The sequence below is a fragment of the Pseudomonas sp. genome, assembly GCF_030684895.1.
Taxonomy (GTDB): Bacteria; Pseudomonadota; Gammaproteobacteria; order Pseudomonadales; family Pseudomonadaceae; genus Aquipseudomonas.
The window spans coordinates 91,711-107,713 of the sequence record NZ_JAUXXP010000046.1 but is presented as its reverse complement, the minus strand read 5'-3'; the positions used below and the strand labels follow the sequence as shown (position 1 = coordinate 107,713).

Sequence of the window (16,003 nt, the reverse complement as noted above, 5' to 3'; positions counted from 1 at the left end):
TCTATTCCACACGCTGCACAGCACCTGCCCTTTATTCACGCCTCGGCGCGATGACGGGCAACCTGCGCCGCGCATTCCTGCTGACGCGCCATCACCCTATTCAGGAGATCTCCATGCCTCGCCTGTTTGCCTCACTGCTGCTTGCCCTGACGCCGCTGCTGGCCAGCGCCGAAGAGGTGATTCGCGTCTACAACTGGAACGACTATATCGCCCCACAGGTGCTCAAGGATTTCGAGGTTGAAACCGGCATCCGCGTCGACTACCACACCTACAGCACCGCCGATGAACTGGCAGCGCTACTGGCCAGCGGCGAAGCCATCGACGTGGCCGTGCCGTCACATGACGCCCTACCGGCGATGATCAAAAGCGGTACCCTGCAGCCGCTGGATTTCAACCTGCTGCCCAACCGCAAGCACCTCGACAAGCAGCTGCTCAGCACCCTGGTCGCCCTCGACCCGGCCAACCGCCATGCACTGCCCTACCTGTGGGGCGCAGTCGGCCTGGCGATCAACACACCACAGGCCGAAGCAGCCTTTGGCGGGCCGCTGCCCAATAGCTGGAGCCTACTGTTCGATGCCGAGCAGAGTTCGCGCCTGGCCACTTGCGGCATCAGCGTGCTGGACGCTCCTGACGAGACCCTGACCCTGCTGCTCAACTACCAGGGCCGGAGCCTGGCGCGCAGCGCACCGAGCCGCATCGAGCGCTCCAGCCAGGTGCTGGATGACTTGCGGCCGAACCTGCGCTACGTCGACAGCGAGCGTTATATCGACGACCTCAACCAGGGCAAGCTGTGCGTGGCCATGGCCTGGGTCGGTGATGCACTGGCCGCAGCGGATGCCGGTCAGCCCGTGCGCTTTCTAGTGCCGGATGAGGGTTCGATCCTGTTTATCGACAACCTGGTGATTCCCAGCAGCGCCAAGCGCGTCGACCTGGCGCACCGCTTTATCGATTACCTGATGCAACCCAAGGTTGCCGCACTGATCACCGCCGAAACCCTGTACCCCAGCGGCAACGCCGATTCCCGCGAGTTTCTCGACGAGACCCTGCGCAATCAGCCGGATCTCTACCCGGACCGCGACACCAAACGCCGCCTGCACCCGCTGGAAACCCTGCCGGAAAAACACAGCGCGACCCGCGATGCCGTATGGACACGCTTTCGTGATGGCAGTTGAATGAAAAACAGATATGTGGGAGGGGCTTTCGGCTCGGGCATCCTGCTTCGCACTACCTCCTGCATCCATGCAGTCGTAGCCGCGACAGAACAAAACAGCTCGCCGCTAAAGCGCCTCCCACAGAAGGCAGGGCAGTTACTTGACCAGCTGACGCCAGGCCTTTAACGAACCGATGGTCAGCAGCTGCGCCTTGCGCGCAGCCAGTACTTCAGGGTCGATGGGCTGATTGGCCAGTTCCGCCAGCTTGTTCAGCTCACCGTACAGACGGTCGACTTCCGCCACGTCCAACACCTCGCGGGCCAGATGCAGCCAGACCAGCAGGCGCTCGATGCGCGGCAGCTGTTCGGCCAGATCTTCCGGCTGCTGCTGATAACGGCGCAGCTGCAGGGTGGTACCTTCCTCGGCAATCAGGGTCGGCAGCCAGTTGCCCAGCGGCGCAGCGCCCTGGCGATTGCCACGGTTGTTGCGCGCCACCGTCCAGCTGCGCGCCAGCAACCAGCGTGACAAGTTCAGCGAGAACAGCCCCCAGCGATTGCCTTGCAGCTCAGCGGCGAACAGCGCCGGAGCGTTCTTGCGCAGACTGTCATCGTCCTGACCGGCCAGCAGGCGCGGACGCCATTCCAGCAGCAAGGCATCCAACAATTCGCGCAGGGCATGGCTGCTGGCACGCGGCGCGGCCTGACCCAGGCTACTGAGCAGCGCGCGCAGACCGATCAGCTGCTCCAACCACTCGACCAGCAAGCGCCAATGCCCATTGAAGCGGTACTGCTCGGCCAGACGCTGGCTGCTGCCCAGCAGGTGCCAGCCCAGTGCGGCAACGCTGTCATCCAGACTGGTCTCCGCGCTCAGGCTCGGCGCCGGCAGGCTCAGGCTGTAGCTGCTGGCATCGAACAGGCGATAACCGCGTTCGGCCTTGCTGATATCGCAAGGCATCAGCGCCAGGTCAGCCGCCAGCTCGGCAGCCAACTCCAGCAGCGCCTCAGGCTCGCCCTGACGCAGCTCCAGTTCCAGCTCACAGATTTCCTCTTCGCCTTCGCCGGCAATCACCTTGCCCAGGTCCAGCGCAGCTTCGATCACCACGCGGGCCTTGCCACGACCCCAGGCGATTTCCGCCTTCTCACGGATAAAGTCGGTGGTGAAGATCGGCACCAGCTGCTTCTTGTCCAGTTCGGCCAGGGCCGCCGGCCAGCAGCTGTCATCGAGTTTTTTCAGGTCCAGCTTGACCTTGGCCAGGTTCCAGTCCCACTCATTGCGCTCGGACAAACCGGCCACGCTCTGCCCGCGGGTTTTCAGGGTCTGGATAAACTGCTCGCCATCACGGCGAACGCGCAGGGCCACCTTGGCGGCAGCCAGATCACGCTCGGGGGTGTCGAAGTACTGATTGAACAGTTCGCGCTGCTCCCAACCACTCTTGTTGCGCTTCTTCAGCAACGGGTGATCACGCAGGGCGGCCAGAGTTGCACGGCTTACCCGCAGTTTGATTTCGGTTTCTTTGTTCATGGGACTCTAGGTCTGGATACGTGAATTCAGCTGGCCGAACTGTCGCGCGCCTTACGCGAGTGCGGCGTACTAATCGGCGAGTAGTCGGTTTTGTTCTCGAGCAGTCTCGACGTGTAGAGGCTGATATGGGTGTGCCGGTCGGGGATGTCTTTATTGACGAACGAGGCCGCGGCGATGGTGACGTCGTCGCCGATGCGTAGATTATCGCCAATGATACAGGCGTTGGCCCCTACGCTGACGTTATCGCCGATCACGATCGAGCCGGCCTCGTCATGCTTCTGGCCGATGGTGCAGTTCTGGAAGATGCTGAAATTCCTGCCGATCACCGCCTTGCGGGTAATCACAATGCCGACCGGATGGGGAATGAACAGGCCTTCGCCTATTTGCGTATCCAGCGGGATCTCGATGCCGAAGCGCTCGCTGAGACGGTCGCTCAGACGGCGGGCGCGATTGCGCCAGAACTTCGAGTCGCACTGGTGAAGAAATTGCGCGAAGCGGTACCAGAATAGATAGCGATAACGCGAACGCTGACGGTACTTGACCAGCAAGCGCCGCCAGGAAAAGCGTTTGTGCGCGCCGCCGAGCAGCTCGATATGCCAGTAGCGTTTCAATTGGGCGAATGTCATGCCGCGACCTCTGATGCCTTTACTATGCAACAGCCCCGGCCGGGGCCAATACCATCAAATTATTACCACCCGATGACACGAACTGGCGGGCGTCCCGAGTGATCCGTATACTTGCCGCCTTCTTAACGCCGGGGTTCACCCTATGCCAGTCAATCCATTTGCCAGCCTGTTTGGCCGTTCACCGATTGGGCCGATGCAAAAACACTTTGCCAAAGCCCACGAGTGCGCAGCCAATCTGGTGCCCTTCTTCGAAGCCGTGATGGTGGAAGATTGGGCCAAGGTGGAACAGGTACAACAGGAAATGGCTAGCCTCGAACATGAGGCCGACAAGCTCAAGAAAAGCGTGCGTCTGCACCTGCCCAAGAGCCTGTTCCTGCCCGTACCGCGCTCGGATCTGCTTGAGCTGCTGAGTGTACAGGACAAAGTCGCCAACCGCGCCAAGGACATCGCCGGCCTCATGCTGGGCCGCGAAATGGCCATTCCGCAGGCGCTGCAGCCGCTGATGCGCGCCTTTGTACAACGTACCGTGGATGCCAGCGCCCAGGCGCTGAAAGCCATGAACGAGCTCGACGAACTACTGGAAACCGGCTTTGGTGGCCGTGAAGCGGCGCTGGTCGAATCCATGGTCATGGAGCTGGAACAAATCGAACGCGACACCGACAAGATGCAAATCGAAGTCCGCCGTGCGCTGTTCAAACTGGAAAAGGACCTTCCCCCTGTCGATGTGATGTTCCTCTACAAGATCATCGAATGGATCGGCGACGTAGCCGACCGTGCCGAACGTGTCGGCAACCGACTGGAACAACTGCTGGCGCGCTAAGCGCCAGTGTCCTTTCTGGAATCTACGGATTAATTATTTATGTCTCTGATTGCGGACTACGGCCTCGTATTGCTGCTGCTTGCCTGTCTCTTCGGCTTTTTCATGGCCTGGGGCGTGGGCGCCAATGACGTGGCTAACGCCATGGGTACTTCGGTGGGCTCCAAGGCCCTGACCATCAAACAGGCGATCCTGATCGCCATGGTCTTCGAGTTCGCCGGTGCCTATCTGGCCGGTGGCCAGGTCACCGAAACCATCAAGAGCGGTATCGTCGATGCCTCGATGATCACCCCGGATCTGATGGTCCTGGGCATGATGTCGGCGCTGCTGGCAGCCGGCACCTGGCTGCTGATCGCCTCAACCCGCGGCTGGCCGGTGTCCACCACGCACTCCATCGTCGGTGCGGTGATAGGTTTTGCCGCTGTCGGTGTATCCATGGACGCGGTCAACTGGGGCGGCGTCGGCCCCATCGTGGCCAGTTGGGTGGTATCGCCGGTACTCTCCGGGATTGTCGCCTTCGGCCTGTTTGTCAGCGTGCAAAAGCTGATCATCGACACCGACAATCCGTTCCTCAACGCCAAACGCTTCGTGCCGCTGTATATGTTCGCCACCGGTTTTATGGTCAGCATCATGACCCTGACCAAGGGCCTCAAACATATCGGCCTGAACCTCTCCAGCAACGAAGGCTTTCTCCTCTCGCTGGGCGTTGGCGGCCTGGTCATGCTGCTCGGCGTCGCCCTGCTTAGCCGGATCAAGATCGACGTCGAGGCCGACAAGGACTTCCACTACGCCAGCGTGGAGAAGGTCTTCGCCGTACTGATGATCTTCACCGCCTGCTCCATGGCCTTCGCCCACGGCTCCAACGACGTAGCCAACGCGGTCGGCCCACTGGCGGCGATTGTTGGGGTGATCCAGTCTGGCGGCGAAGCAGTCGGGGCTAAAGCCGCGCTGCCGGCCTGGGTGCTGCTGCTCGGCGCCATCGGCATCGTTATTGGTCTGGCCACCTACGGCTATAAAGTGATCGCCACCATCGGCAAGGAAATCACCGAGCTGACCCCAAGCCGTGGTTTCGCTGCCGAACTGGCCACCGCCACCACCGTGGTCGGCGCCTCGGCCATCGGCCTGCCGGTATCCACCACCCACACCCTGGTCGGCGCGGTACTCGGCGTAGGCCTGGCGCGTGGTATCGGCGCGCTGAACCTGGGCGTGATCGGCAAGATCTTTATGTCCTGGCTGATCACCCTGCCGGTGGGCGCAGCGCTGTCGATTATCTTCTTCTATATCCTGCGCGGCATTTTCCTCTAAGAACCTCTCTACGATCTGCTACGCGTCGGCCCTGCGGCGTTAAAAACAGGCTCGGAATGCTCATGTACAACTCGTACACTCCGCTTCCTCGCCTGTTTTTGCCTTGCAGGGCTCTAGCTCGCTAGATCGTAAACAGATTCTAAGAATGTCCTCCGCGGTTTTATCTCTGCCAGCGATGGCCCTATGATGGGCCTCGCTTGCGGAGATAACCGATGCCCCTGCCTTCCTTCAAAGAGCAATTCGCTGCCCTGATCGCCGCGCCGTCGGTGAGCTGCACCCAGGCGCATTGGGACCAGTCCAACCGTGCGGTGATCGAGCTGCTGTCCAGTTGGCTCGGCGACCTCGGCTTTGTCTGCGATGTGCAGCAAGTCGCCCCCGGCAAATTCAACCTGCTCGCCAGCTATGGCAGCGGCCCCGGCGGCCTGGTACTGGCCGGGCACAGCGATACCGTACCGTTCGACGCCGCACTGTGGCAGACCGACCCGCTCAAGCTGACAGAAGCCGATGGCCGCTGGGTGGGGCTGGGCAGTTGCGACATGAAGGGCTTTTTCGCCCTGATCATCGAAGCCGTGCAACCCTTGCTGGAGCAACGCTTCCAGCAGCCGCTGCTGATCCTCGCCACCTGTGATGAAGAAAGTTCGATGTCTGGCGCCCGTGCCCTGGCGCAAGCAGGACGGCCGCTGGGCCGCGCCGCTGTGATAGGCGAGCCGACCGGCTTACGGCCGATCCGCCTGCACAAGGGCATCATGATGGAGCGCATCGATATTCTCGGGCAGAGCGGCCACTCCTCCGACCCCAACCTCGGCCACAGCGCCCTGGAAGCCATGCAGGACGTGATGCTGGAGCTGCGCGGCCTGCGCGCGCGATGGCAGCGCGAATACAACAACCCGCAATTCAGCGTGCCCAAGCCGACTCTGAACTTCGGCTGCATCCACGGTGGTGACAACCCCAACCGCATCTGCGGCCAATGCTCGCTGGAGTTCGACCTGCGCCCGCTGCCCGGCATGCAGCCAGAAGCCCTGCGCGCAGCGATCCGCCAGAAGCTGCAACCGCTGGCCGAGCAACATCAGGTGAAGATCGACTTCGCCCCGCTATTCCCCAGCGTGCCGCCCTTTGAGCAAAGCGCCGACAGTGAGCTGGTGCGCATTGCCGAACGCCTGACCGGGCATACCGCCGCCGCGGTGGCATTTGCCACCGAAGCGCCTTATCTTCAGCAACTTGGCTGCGAAACCCTGGTGCTCGGCCCCGGCGATATCGACTGCGCCCACCAACCAGGCGAGTACCTGGAAATGTCACGTTTGCAGCCTACTGTGCGTCTGCTGCAACAACTGATTGAGCATTACTGCCTGCAACCGACCCACCCGAGCCAAAGCACTGTGTCATCTGGAGGAGAGAACGCGTGAAGCTGCCCCAACTGCGACGATAAAACCGCTCCTGGCTGCCTCGTCTGGCGCGCCCGCGCCAATCCATGCGTTCCGTCTTCACACAGGTTCTTCAAGCAATGCACGACCACGTCAACTGGCTCCGCCACGCTTCGCCCTATATCAATGCCCACCGCGACTGCACCTTTGTAGTGATGCTGCCGGGTGAAGGCGTTGCCCATCCGAATTTCGGCAATATCGTTCACGACCTGGTGCTGCTGCACAGCCTGGGCGTGCGCCTGGTGCTGGTGCACGGCTCACGCCCGCAGATCGAGGCGCGCCTGGCCAACAATGGCCTGACCCCGCGCTTTCACCGCGACCTGCGGATTACCGACAGCCCAACCCTGGAATGCGTGATCGACGCCGTCGGCCAGTTGCGCATCGCCATCGAGGCGCGCCTATCGATGGACATGGCGCGCTCGCCGATGCAGGGCTCGCGCCTACGCATCACCAGCGGCAACTTTGTCACCGCGCGGCCGATTGGCGTGGTTGATGGCGTCGACTATCACCACACCGGCGAAGTGCGGCGCATCGACCGCAAGGGCATCAACCGCCAGCTGGATGAGCGCAGCATCGTGCTGCTCTCGCCGCTCGGTTACTCGCCCACCGGGGAGATCTTCAACCTGGCCTGCGAAGACGTCGCCACCCGCGCCGCCATCGACCTGGATGCCGACAAGCTGCTGCTGTTCGGCGCCGAATGCGGCCTGCTCGACGAGGCTGGCAAGCTGGTGCGCGAACTGCGCCCACAGCAAGTACCCGCGCATCTGCAGCGCCTGGGCAGCAGCTACCAGGGCGAACTGCTCGACGCCGCCGCCGAAGCCTGCAAGGCCGGGGTACGCCGCAGCCATATCGTCAGCTATGCCGAAGACGGCGCGCTGCTTAGCGAGTTATTTACCCGCACAGGCAACGGCACCCTGGTGGCCCAGGAGCAGTTCGAATCACTGCGCGAGGCGACCATCGAGGATGTTGGCGGGCTGATGGAGCTGATCACCCCATTGGAAGACCAGGGCATTCTGGTACGTCGCTCACGCGAAGTGCTGGAACGCGAGATCGAGCAGTTCAGCATCGTCGAGCGCGAAGGGCTGATCATCGCCTGCGCCGCGCTGTACCAGATTGCCGACTCGGATTTCGGCGAGCTGGCCTGCCTGGCCGTCAACCCGGCCTACCGCCATGGCGGACGTGGCGACGAGCTGCTCGAACGCATCGAGGAACGCGCCCGCGCCCAGGGCCTGAAAACCCTCTTCGTGCTCACCACCCGCACCGCCCACTGGTTCCGCGAACGCGGCTTTATGCCCAGCAGCGTCGACCGCCTGCCGGCCGCCCGCGCCTCGCTGTACAACTACCAGCGCAACTCGCAGGTATTTGAAAAGGCGCTGTGAATGCAGCGGTGCATAAACATTGTGCCAACCCACCCGTAGCCCGGATAAGCCCTAGCGCAATCCGGGAAACATAACGCCGCCAAAACCATGCCCCGGACTGCGCTGCGCTTGTCCGGGCTACTCCTCATAACGGGTGCGTTACTGGCTGCGTTTCGGTAGATGGGGCGGCAGATACAACCCCAGATAAGCATCAAACACGCGCATGCCTTCCTCGGCCATGCGCGGGGTGATTTCGCCGTGCAGTTGCACCGAGCGGGCATACACCCGGTCGCCCAGCTCCATGGCCAGGGCGAACACATCGACATCTTCGGGCAGTTGCGGCAGTGGGAAGTGGCGGTCGAACAACTGCTGCATCAACTGGCCCAGTTCGATGTCGTGCTGACGATCCGCCTGGGTTACTTCCGCCAAGCCGTGTTGCGCCAGAATCAGCTGCCGCGCCGCCGCATCGGCAGCATAGATCGCCAGCATGCGCTGCTCGACCAACCGTGACAGATCACGCCAATCACGCAGCTGCGCATGCGCAATCGGCTCCTGCAGGCAGGCGCGAAACGCTCCGTGGATATCCGCCGTCAGCCCTTCCAGCAAGGCCGGCACGCTGGCGAAAAAGTGATACACCGAGGACGGCGGAATCTGCGCCCGTTCGGCCACGCTGTAGATCGACAAACTAGCCACACCTTGCTCGGCGAGCAATTCACGGGCAGCTGCCAGAATACCGGCGATGCGGCTCTGGCTACTGGCGCGGGGTTTGCGAGCAACAGGCGGACGTGACATGGCGAGACTCGGAGCAAGAAAATAGGGCGGATGACATTTCGCCGCCTACCCTACACCGAACCCGTAGCCCGGATAAAATCCGGGAAGGGTTTTACTGACAATAAATGCTCCCGGATTGCATCCGGGCTACACGGCGAAGCACCGCCAAATCAGGAACGTAGGGTGGATGACGCTTTTTTCATCCACCGCTGCAGTGGTGGATGGGTGAAGCGTCATCCACCCTACAAGCCTGCGCTTAACCACGCGCGCCGCGCACACCTTCAGCCAGCTGGCTGCACAGGCTCAGCACGCCATCCACCGCCTGTTCGTCGCTTGTTGCGTTGGCAATCTGGTCGATCAGCGCCGAGCCGACTACCACGCCTTCGGCCAGACGGGCGATGGTCGCAGCATGTTCCGGGGTGCGAATACCGAAGCCGATGCACAGCGGCAGGTCAGTGTGGCGCCGCAGACGGGTGACGGCCTGCGCAACATGATCCAGGGTCGCCGAACCGGCACCGGTCACACCGGCAACCGACACGTAATAGACAAAGCCGGAGCTGCCGTTAAGCACCTTGGGCAGGCGCTTGTCATCGGTGGTCGGGGTGGTCAGGCGGATAAAGTCCAAGCCCGCGACCTGCGCCGGGTCACAGAGATCGACGTTATGCTCTGGCGGCAGGTCGACGACGATCAGGCCATCAACGCCAGAAGCCTTGGCCTCGGCAATAAAACGCTCCACACCGTACTTGTGGATCGGGTTGAAGTAACCCATCAGCACCAGCGGCGTAGCCTGCTCGCCCTCACGGAACTCGCGAACCATCTGCAGGGTTTTCGCCAGGTCCTGACCACCTTCCAGGGCACGGATATTCGCCAATTGGATCGCCGGGCCATCGGCCATTGGATCGGTAAAGGGCATGCCCAGTTCGATCACATCGGCGCCAGCAGCCGGCAGGCCCTTGAGGATGGCCAGTGAGGCGTCGTAGTTCGGGTCGCCTGCAGTGACGAAGGTCACCAGGGCGGCGCGGTTCTGCTGTTTCAGCTCGGCAAAGCGGGTTTGCAGGCGGCTCATCAGTGTTTCTCCTGCGCAGACTGCTCTTGTTTAGAATCGGCCATGTGGTGCATAACGGTCTGCATATCCTTGTCGCCACGGCCGGACAGGTTGATCACCATCAGGTGCTCCTTGGGCAGGTTCGGCGCACGCTTGAAAGCTTCGGCCAGGGCGTGGGCACTTTCCAGGGCCGGGATGATGCCTTCCTGACGGCAGCAGGTGTGGAACGCGGCCAGGGCTTCTTCGTCGGTCACCGAGGTGTATTCAACCCGGCCGACGTCATGCAACCAGGCGTGTTCCGGGCCGATGCCGGGGTAATCCAGGCCGGCGGAAATCGAGTGGGCGTCGATGATCTGGCCGTCGTCGTTCTGCAGCAGGAAGGTGCGGTTGCCGTGCAGCACGCCCGGCACCCCGCCATTCAGGCTGGCGGCATGCTTGCCGGTGGCGATGCCGTAGCCGGCCGCTTCGACGCCGACAATTTGCACATCCTTGTCATCGAGGAAGGGGTGGAACAGGCCGATGGCGTTGGAGCCACCACCGATGCAGGCCACCAGGCTGTCGGGCAGACGACCTTCCTGGGCGAGGATCTGCTCGCGGGTTTCCTTACCGATCACCGCCTGGAAGTCGCGCACCATCGCCGGATACGGGTGCGGGCCGGCCACGGTGCCGATCATGTAGAAGGTGTTGTGCACGTTGGTCACCCAGTCGCGCAGCGCTTCGTTCATCGCATCCTTGAGCGTGCCGGTGCCGGCCACTACCGGAATCACGGTGGCGCCCAGCAGCTTCATGCGGAACACGTTGGCCTGCTGCCGGTCGATGTCGGTGGTGCCCATAAAGATCACGCATTCCATGCCGAAACGTGCGGCCACGGTGGCGGTTGCCACACCGTGCATGCCGGCGCCGGTCTCGGCGATGATGCGTTTTTTGCCCATGCGCCGCGCCAACAGAGCCTGGCCGATGCAGTTGTTGATCTTATGCGCGCCGGTGTGGTTGAGCTCTTCACGCTTGAAGTAGATTTTCGCGCCGCCACACATCTCGGTCAGACGCTCGGCGAAATACAGCGGGCTCGGCCGGCCGACGAAATCGCGCTGAAAGTAGGCCAGCTCCTTCTGGAACTCGGGGTCGAGCTTGGCCTTCTCGTATTCGGCGGCCAGGTCGTGGATCAGCGGCATCAGGGTTTCGGCAACATATTGGCCACCGAACGAGCCGAACAGGCCGTTGGCGTCAGGGCCAGCGCGGAAGGAAGTCATGGCGTTCTCCTGCAGGTGAATGGTGTAGGAGCGCCCCATGGGCGCGATTCGCGGGCATGGCCCGCTCCTACGAGCTGCATTGAGGATACGGCTGTGGCTGTTGACAAAAAAGCGATAAGATCGCCGCAACCTGTTAGGAAAACTCACACATGAGCCACGACCTTCCGCCGTTAAATGCCCTGCGTGCCTTCGAGGCCGCCGCGCGCCTGAACAGCATTAGCCAAGCAGCAGACGAGCTTTATGTCACACATGGCGCCGTCAGCCGACAGGTTCGCCTCCTCGAAGAGCACCTGGGTGTGGCCTTGTTCAGCAAAGAAGGTCGCGGCCTTAAACTCACAGATGCCGGGATTCGTTTGCGCGATGTCAGCGCAGAATTGTTCGGCCGCCTGCGCAGCACCTGCGCCGAGCTGCAGCAGGGGCAAGCCGATGCGCCTTTTGTTCTGGCCTGCCCGGGCAGCCTATTGGCGCGCTGGTTTATCCCGCGCCTGGATCGGCTCAACCGCGAACTGCCGGAACTGCGCCTACAACTGTCTGCCAGCGAAGGCGAGCTAGACCCGCGCCGCAGCGGTGTGGATGCCACCCTGTGGTTCGCCGAGCCGCCGTGGCCGGCGGATATGCAGGTGTTCGAGCTGGCGGCCGAGCGTATTGGCCCGGTGCTTAGCCCACGTTATGCGCACTTTGCAGAATTGCATCAGGCTCCGCCCGCCGCCTTGCTCAGCGAGCCCTTGCTGCACACCAGCTCCCGCCCGCAAGCCTGGCCCAGCTGGGCCAGCAGCAATGCCTTGGATGCGACAGCGCTAAAACTCGGCCAGGGTTTTGAACACCTCTATTACCTGCTGGAAGCTGCAGCCGCCGGATTGGGCGTGGCTATCGCACCGCAGCAACTGGTGGCCGACGACCTGGCCGCCGGTCGCCTCGTCGCGCCCTGGGGCTTTGTCGAAACCTCGGCACGCTTGGCCCTGTGGGTGCCGGCGCGCCGCCTGGACAAGCGCGCCGAGCAATTGGCCAAGTGGCTGCACCACGAGCTGGAACGCTAAGCGACTGAGCGGGCAGAACTGCGGCGACTCAACTAGCGTTGAATCATCAACCTGTGGAGAACGCCCATGTCCGATCATCACACCTACAAGAAAATCGAAATCGTCGGCTCCTCGAAAGTCAGCATCGAAGACGCCATCGAAAATGCCCTGGCCGAATGTGCCAAGTCGGTACGCAACCTCGACTGGTTCGAGGTGGTGGAAACCCGCGGGCATATCGTTGATGGCAAGGTCGGCCATTATCAGGTCACCCTGAAAATCGGTTTCCGCCTTAGCAGTAGCTGACCCCACACCACGGGCCGTCGCTTGCGCACGGTCCGGCTATCGCCGCCGCACCACCTGCCCCTTGGAATCCGCAGAACAAACCCCACTATCTAACTCAGGTATTGGCGCGTTGTTGCGCCCAAGCAAACGGACAACCAACAGGCAGGCCGATGAGCGCACTCGCACAGAGCAAATTCTCCACCCTGGATCTCGCCCCGATTCGCGACGACGGCAACGCCGCCCAAGCCCTGCACAACTCCCTGGCGCTGGCGCAGCATGTCGAGCGCCTGGGCTTCGAGCGTTTCTGGGTGGCCGAACACCACAATATGGATGGTATCGCCAGCTCGGCCACCTCCGTGCTGCTCGGCTACCTGGCCGCCGGCACGTCGAAGATTCGCCTGGGTTCCGGCGGGGTGATGCTGCCCAACCATGCGCCGTTGGTGATTGCCGAGCAGTTTGGCACCCTGGCCACGCTCTACCCTGGCCGTATCGAACTGGGCCTGGGCCGCGCACCGGGGGCTGATCACTTCACCGCCCAGGCGCTGCGCCGCGACCGGATTGGCAACGCCGATGACTTCCCGGCGGATGTCGAAGAACTGCAACGCTACCTCGGCCCGCGCACGCCGGATCAAAAAGTGATCGCCATGCCTGGCACCGACACCAATGTGCCGATCTGGCTACTCGGTTCCAGCCTGTTCAGCGCCCAACTGGCGGGCGAAAAGGGCCTGCCCTACGCCTTCGCCTCACACTTCGCGCCGCGCTATATGCATGAAGCGATTCGCGTCTACCGCAATCACTTCAAGCCCTCGGCGGCGCTCGACAAGCCCTATGTGATGCTCGGCGTACCACTGATTGCCGCCGACACGGATGAGCAGGCCGACTACCTGGCCACCTCGGCCTACCAGCGCATTCTCGCCCTGATTCGCGGGCAAAGCCTGGTGCAGAAGCCGCCAGTGAGCAGCATGCAGGGCCTGTGGCTGCCGCATGAGAAAGAGGCGGTAAGCAGCTTCCTCGGTTTGGCGATGATCGGTGGCCAGGAGAAAATTCGTGCGCGCCTGGAGCTGCTGCTGGAGCAGACCGGCGCCGATGAGCTGATCTTCACCTGCGACCTGTATGACTTTGCCGACCGCTTGCATGCGTTCGAGCTGGTCGCGCAGTTACGCTAGAAGTTTTTCGAACTTGTGCCGCCTAAGCCTGCTCTCAACCCTATAACCCCACGCACTGGAGTATTCGGATGAAGAAGACAGCCTCAGCTCATTGGCACGGTGGCATCAAGGACGGCAAAGGCACGATCTCGACCCAGAGCGGCGCGCTGGCAAACGCGCCCTATGGCTTCAATACTCGCTTCGAAGGGCAGCCGGGCAGCAACCCGGAGGAACTGCTCGGCGCCGCCCATGCCGGATGCTTCTCCATGGCCCTGTCCAAGGAACTTGGCGACGCCGGGATGACTGCCGAAAGCATCGACACCAGCGCCGAAGTGACTCTCGACAAACAGGATGGCGGCTTTGCCATCACCGCCGTGCACCTGACGCTCAAGGCGCGGATTCCCGGCGCCGACCGTGCGGCCTTCGAGAAGGCCGTGGCAACCGCGAAGAACGGCTGCCCAGTATCCAAGGTGCTGAACGCCGAGATCACCCTGGAAGCAGTGCTCGATAGCAGTCTCTAATTCAGAACCTGCTCACGATCTAGCGAGCTAGAGCACTGCAAGGCAAAAACAGGCGAGGAAGCGGAGTGTACTGTTGTACATGAGCATTCCGAGCCTGTTTTTAACGCAGCAGGGCCGACGCGCAGCAGATCGTGGGCAGGTTCTTAGAAGGTACCGCAGCGCAGTACCTTACCCCGAGCCAGCACATTGCGCTGCTCATCGTAGAGCCAGGCCTGCGCCTTCATCAGCAAGGGTCTGGCTTCCAGCCGGTAGCGCTGGCCGGCGACAAAGTTGGCATGCCGCACGCGAATTTCGCAGGTCACCTGACGTGGCTCATAGGCGCCATCCAGGCCACCGCCGCTGTTCACTTCAAACTGAAAGCGTGCCTGCAGCTCATGGGCCCCGGCGGGCACCTGGAAGTAACGGCCATCGTTGAGGCGCTGGCCATTAAGTCGATCCGCCATCAGCAGCGTGCCGCCGCTACTGCGCAGCTCAACCCAAGCCTGGTTTGGGTCAGGCGCTGGTACGGGTGATGCGCAGGCACTGAGCACCAGCACGCCGCCAAACAAAGCCAGATAACGCATGGGACACCTCCACAATTGAGCTGTTTGCTAGCCTACGCCGATCCCGTGCTGGAGACAGTAGCGCCGATGCGCTAGCGTGGCAGCCTGTTAACTCACGGGTACTGATCCATGTTCGACGCCCTGCTCTGGCGCTGGGTTCCACTGGCCGCCACGCTGCTGCTGAGCGGTTGCAGCACCCTGGATTACTACAGCCACCTGGCCGGCGGCCAGCTGCACCTGCTGCAGGCGCGCGAGCCGATTGCCGAGCTGCTGGAGAACCCGGCAGCCGCCCCCGAACTCAAGCAGCGCCTGGCCCTGGCTCAGCAGGCGCGGGATTTCGCCAGCGCCCAGCTAAGCCTGCCCGACAACGACAGCTACCGCCTATACGCCGATATCCGGCGACCGTTCGTGGTGTGGAATGTATTTGCCACCGCGGAGTTTTCCCTGTCGCCAGAGCTGCACTGTTTTCCCATCGCCGGCTGCGTGGCCTATCGCGGCTTCTACAGCCAGGGCCGCGCGCGCGGCTCGGCAGCGTTGCTGAAACAGCAGGGTCTGGATACCTATCTGGGCGGCGTCGAAGCCTATTCCACCCTCGGCTGGTTCGCTGACCCGATTCTCAACACCATGCTGCGCTGGAGTGATGAACGCCTGGTGGCGGTGATCTTCCATGAGCTGGCGCACCAGCAGCTGTATGTGGCGGACGACACCGCGTTTAACGAGTCCTTCGCCAGCTTTGTCGAACGTGAAGGCCTGCGCCAGTGGCGCGCCAAGCAGGGCCTGCAGCCCAGCGACCCACAGGGCGAGCGGCAACGCGAGCAATTTATCGCCCTGGTGCTGGCCAGCCGAGCGCGGCTGCAGCAGCTGTATGACAGCGACCTGCCGCCCACGCAGATGCGCAGTCGCAAGCAGGCCGAGATCGCCCGCCTGCGCGCCGAATACCATGCGCTAAGCGCGCGCGAGTGGGGCGGTAACGGCCGTTACGACGACTGGATCAACGCGCCGATAAACAACGCCAAGCTGTTGCCATTTGGTCTGTATGATCAATGGGTGCCGGCCTTTGCCGCGTTGTTCGAGCAGGTTGAGCGCGACTGGCCGCGCTTCTATCAGCGCGTCGCAGCGCTGGGCAAACTACCCGAGGCAGAACGGCATCAGGCACTGGCCGACTTATCTTCAGGCTCTTAGAACTTACGTACCGAAAGCCACTCCAACCCCTGTAGTTTCTGTTCACGCAA

At 62.4% G+C, this 16,003-nt stretch carries 16 protein-coding genes; 10 read left to right on the top strand and 6 right to left on the bottom strand.

Translation table 11 applies throughout. The annotated features are described in order from the left end of the window. Positions 1 to 113 precede the first annotated feature (113 nt). Complete coding sequence (locus Q8M42_RS09700; protein ID WP_304863577.1) at positions 114 to 1,172, top strand: extracellular solute-binding protein; 1,059 nt, start codon at positions 114 to 116, stop codon at positions 1,170 to 1,172. Positions 1,173 to 1,307: 135 nt separating this feature from the next. Here the strand turns inward: Q8M42_RS09700 and Q8M42_RS09695 are convergent, their stop codons facing one another. Continuing rightward, on the bottom strand, positions 1,308 to 2,672 hold the full coding sequence (locus Q8M42_RS09695) for an inorganic triphosphatase (RefSeq protein WP_304863578.1): 1,365 nt from the start codon (positions 2,670 to 2,672) through the stop codon (positions 1,308 to 1,310). 26 nt (positions 2,673 to 2,698) lie between these two features. After that, entirely contained in the window at positions 2,699 to 3,298 is a 600-nt protein-coding gene (locus Q8M42_RS09690) for a serine acetyltransferase (protein ID WP_304863581.1), read from the bottom strand. Between the two features lie 142 nt (positions 3,299 to 3,440). On the opposite strand from Q8M42_RS09690, the gene Q8M42_RS09685 reads away from it, so the two are divergent. From Q8M42_RS09685 to argA, 4 genes are all read left to right on the top strand, one after another. Beyond that, positions 3,441 to 4,118, top strand: a complete 678-nt coding sequence (locus Q8M42_RS09685; RefSeq protein WP_304863583.1) for a TIGR00153 family protein — start codon at positions 3,441 to 3,443, stop codon at positions 4,116 to 4,118. Between the two features lie 39 nt (positions 4,119 to 4,157). Beyond that, a complete protein-coding gene (locus Q8M42_RS09680) occupies positions 4,158 to 5,420 on the top strand; it encodes an inorganic phosphate transporter (protein ID WP_304863585.1) in 1,263 nt (420 codons plus the stop codon). A 212-nt stretch (positions 5,421 to 5,632) separates the two neighbouring features. Continuing rightward, on the top strand, positions 5,633 to 6,823 hold the full coding sequence (gene argE, locus Q8M42_RS09675) for an acetylornithine deacetylase (protein ID WP_304863588.1): 1,191 nt from the start codon (positions 5,633 to 5,635) through the stop codon (positions 6,821 to 6,823). Positions 6,824 to 6,921: 98 nt separating this feature from the next. Continuing rightward, positions 6,922 to 8,220 carry an amino-acid N-acetyltransferase gene (argA, locus tag Q8M42_RS09670; RefSeq protein ID WP_304863590.1) on the top strand — a complete coding sequence of 433 codons (1,299 nt, stop codon included), beginning with the start codon at positions 6,922 to 6,924 and terminating at the stop codon, positions 8,218 to 8,220. Between the two features lie 138 nt (positions 8,221 to 8,358). Here the strand turns inward: argA and Q8M42_RS09665 are convergent, their stop codons facing one another. The 3 genes from Q8M42_RS09665 to trpB form a co-directional block, all read right to left on the bottom strand. Then, positions 8,359 to 8,991: a TetR/AcrR family transcriptional regulator gene (locus tag Q8M42_RS09665; protein ID WP_304863591.1), complete on the bottom strand. Its 633-nt coding sequence runs from the start codon at positions 8,989 to 8,991 to the stop codon at positions 8,359 to 8,361. A 235-nt stretch (positions 8,992 to 9,226) separates the two neighbouring features. Next, the gene (gene trpA, locus Q8M42_RS09660; protein WP_304863593.1) at positions 9,227 to 10,036 is read right to left on the bottom strand and encodes a tryptophan synthase subunit alpha; all 810 of its coding nucleotides are present in this window, start codon (positions 10,034 to 10,036) and stop codon (positions 9,227 to 9,229) included. Continuing rightward, on the bottom strand, positions 10,036 to 11,265 hold the full coding sequence (gene trpB, locus Q8M42_RS09655) for a tryptophan synthase subunit beta (protein ID WP_304863595.1): 1,230 nt from the start codon (positions 11,263 to 11,265) through the stop codon (positions 10,036 to 10,038). Before trpB ends, trpA begins: the two co-directional genes overlap by 1 nt. Positions 11,266 to 11,414: 149 nt before the next feature. Between trpB and Q8M42_RS09650 the strand changes: the two genes are divergently transcribed. The 4 genes from Q8M42_RS09650 to Q8M42_RS09635 all read left to right on the top strand — a co-directional run bounded on the left by Q8M42_RS09650 (position 11,415) and on the right by Q8M42_RS09635 (position 14,229). Continuing rightward, the gene (locus Q8M42_RS09650; protein ID WP_304863597.1) at positions 11,415 to 12,302 is read left to right on the top strand and encodes a LysR family transcriptional regulator; all 888 of its coding nucleotides are present in this window, start codon (positions 11,415 to 11,417) and stop codon (positions 12,300 to 12,302) included. A gap of 66 nt (positions 12,303 to 12,368) precedes the next feature. Then, positions 12,369 to 12,584, top strand: a complete 216-nt coding sequence (locus Q8M42_RS09645; RefSeq protein WP_275959867.1) for a dodecin — start codon at positions 12,369 to 12,371, stop codon at positions 12,582 to 12,584. Between the two features lie 149 nt (positions 12,585 to 12,733). Beyond that, positions 12,734 to 13,729 (top strand): LLM class flavin-dependent oxidoreductase, encoded by a 996-nt coding sequence (locus Q8M42_RS09640; protein WP_304863600.1) that lies wholly within the window; start codon positions 12,734 to 12,736, stop codon positions 13,727 to 13,729. A gap of 68 nt (positions 13,730 to 13,797) precedes the next feature. Next, positions 13,798 to 14,229: an OsmC family protein gene (locus Q8M42_RS09635; RefSeq protein ID WP_304863603.1), complete on the top strand. Its 432-nt coding sequence runs from the start codon at positions 13,798 to 13,800 to the stop codon at positions 14,227 to 14,229. Between the two features lie 143 nt (positions 14,230 to 14,372). Here Q8M42_RS09635 and Q8M42_RS09630 read toward each other — a convergent pair whose 3' ends face one another. Continuing rightward, entirely contained in the window at positions 14,373 to 14,792 is a 420-nt protein-coding gene (locus Q8M42_RS09630; RefSeq protein ID WP_304863605.1) for a hypothetical protein, read from the bottom strand. A gap of 108 nt (positions 14,793 to 14,900) precedes the next feature. Here Q8M42_RS09630 and Q8M42_RS09625 point away from each other — a divergent pair, with 108 nt between their 5' ends. After that, positions 14,901 to 15,953 (top strand): aminopeptidase, encoded by a 1,053-nt coding sequence (locus tag Q8M42_RS09625; protein WP_304863607.1) that lies wholly within the window; start codon positions 14,901 to 14,903, stop codon positions 15,951 to 15,953. Positions 15,954 to 16,003 lie beyond the last annotated feature (50 nt).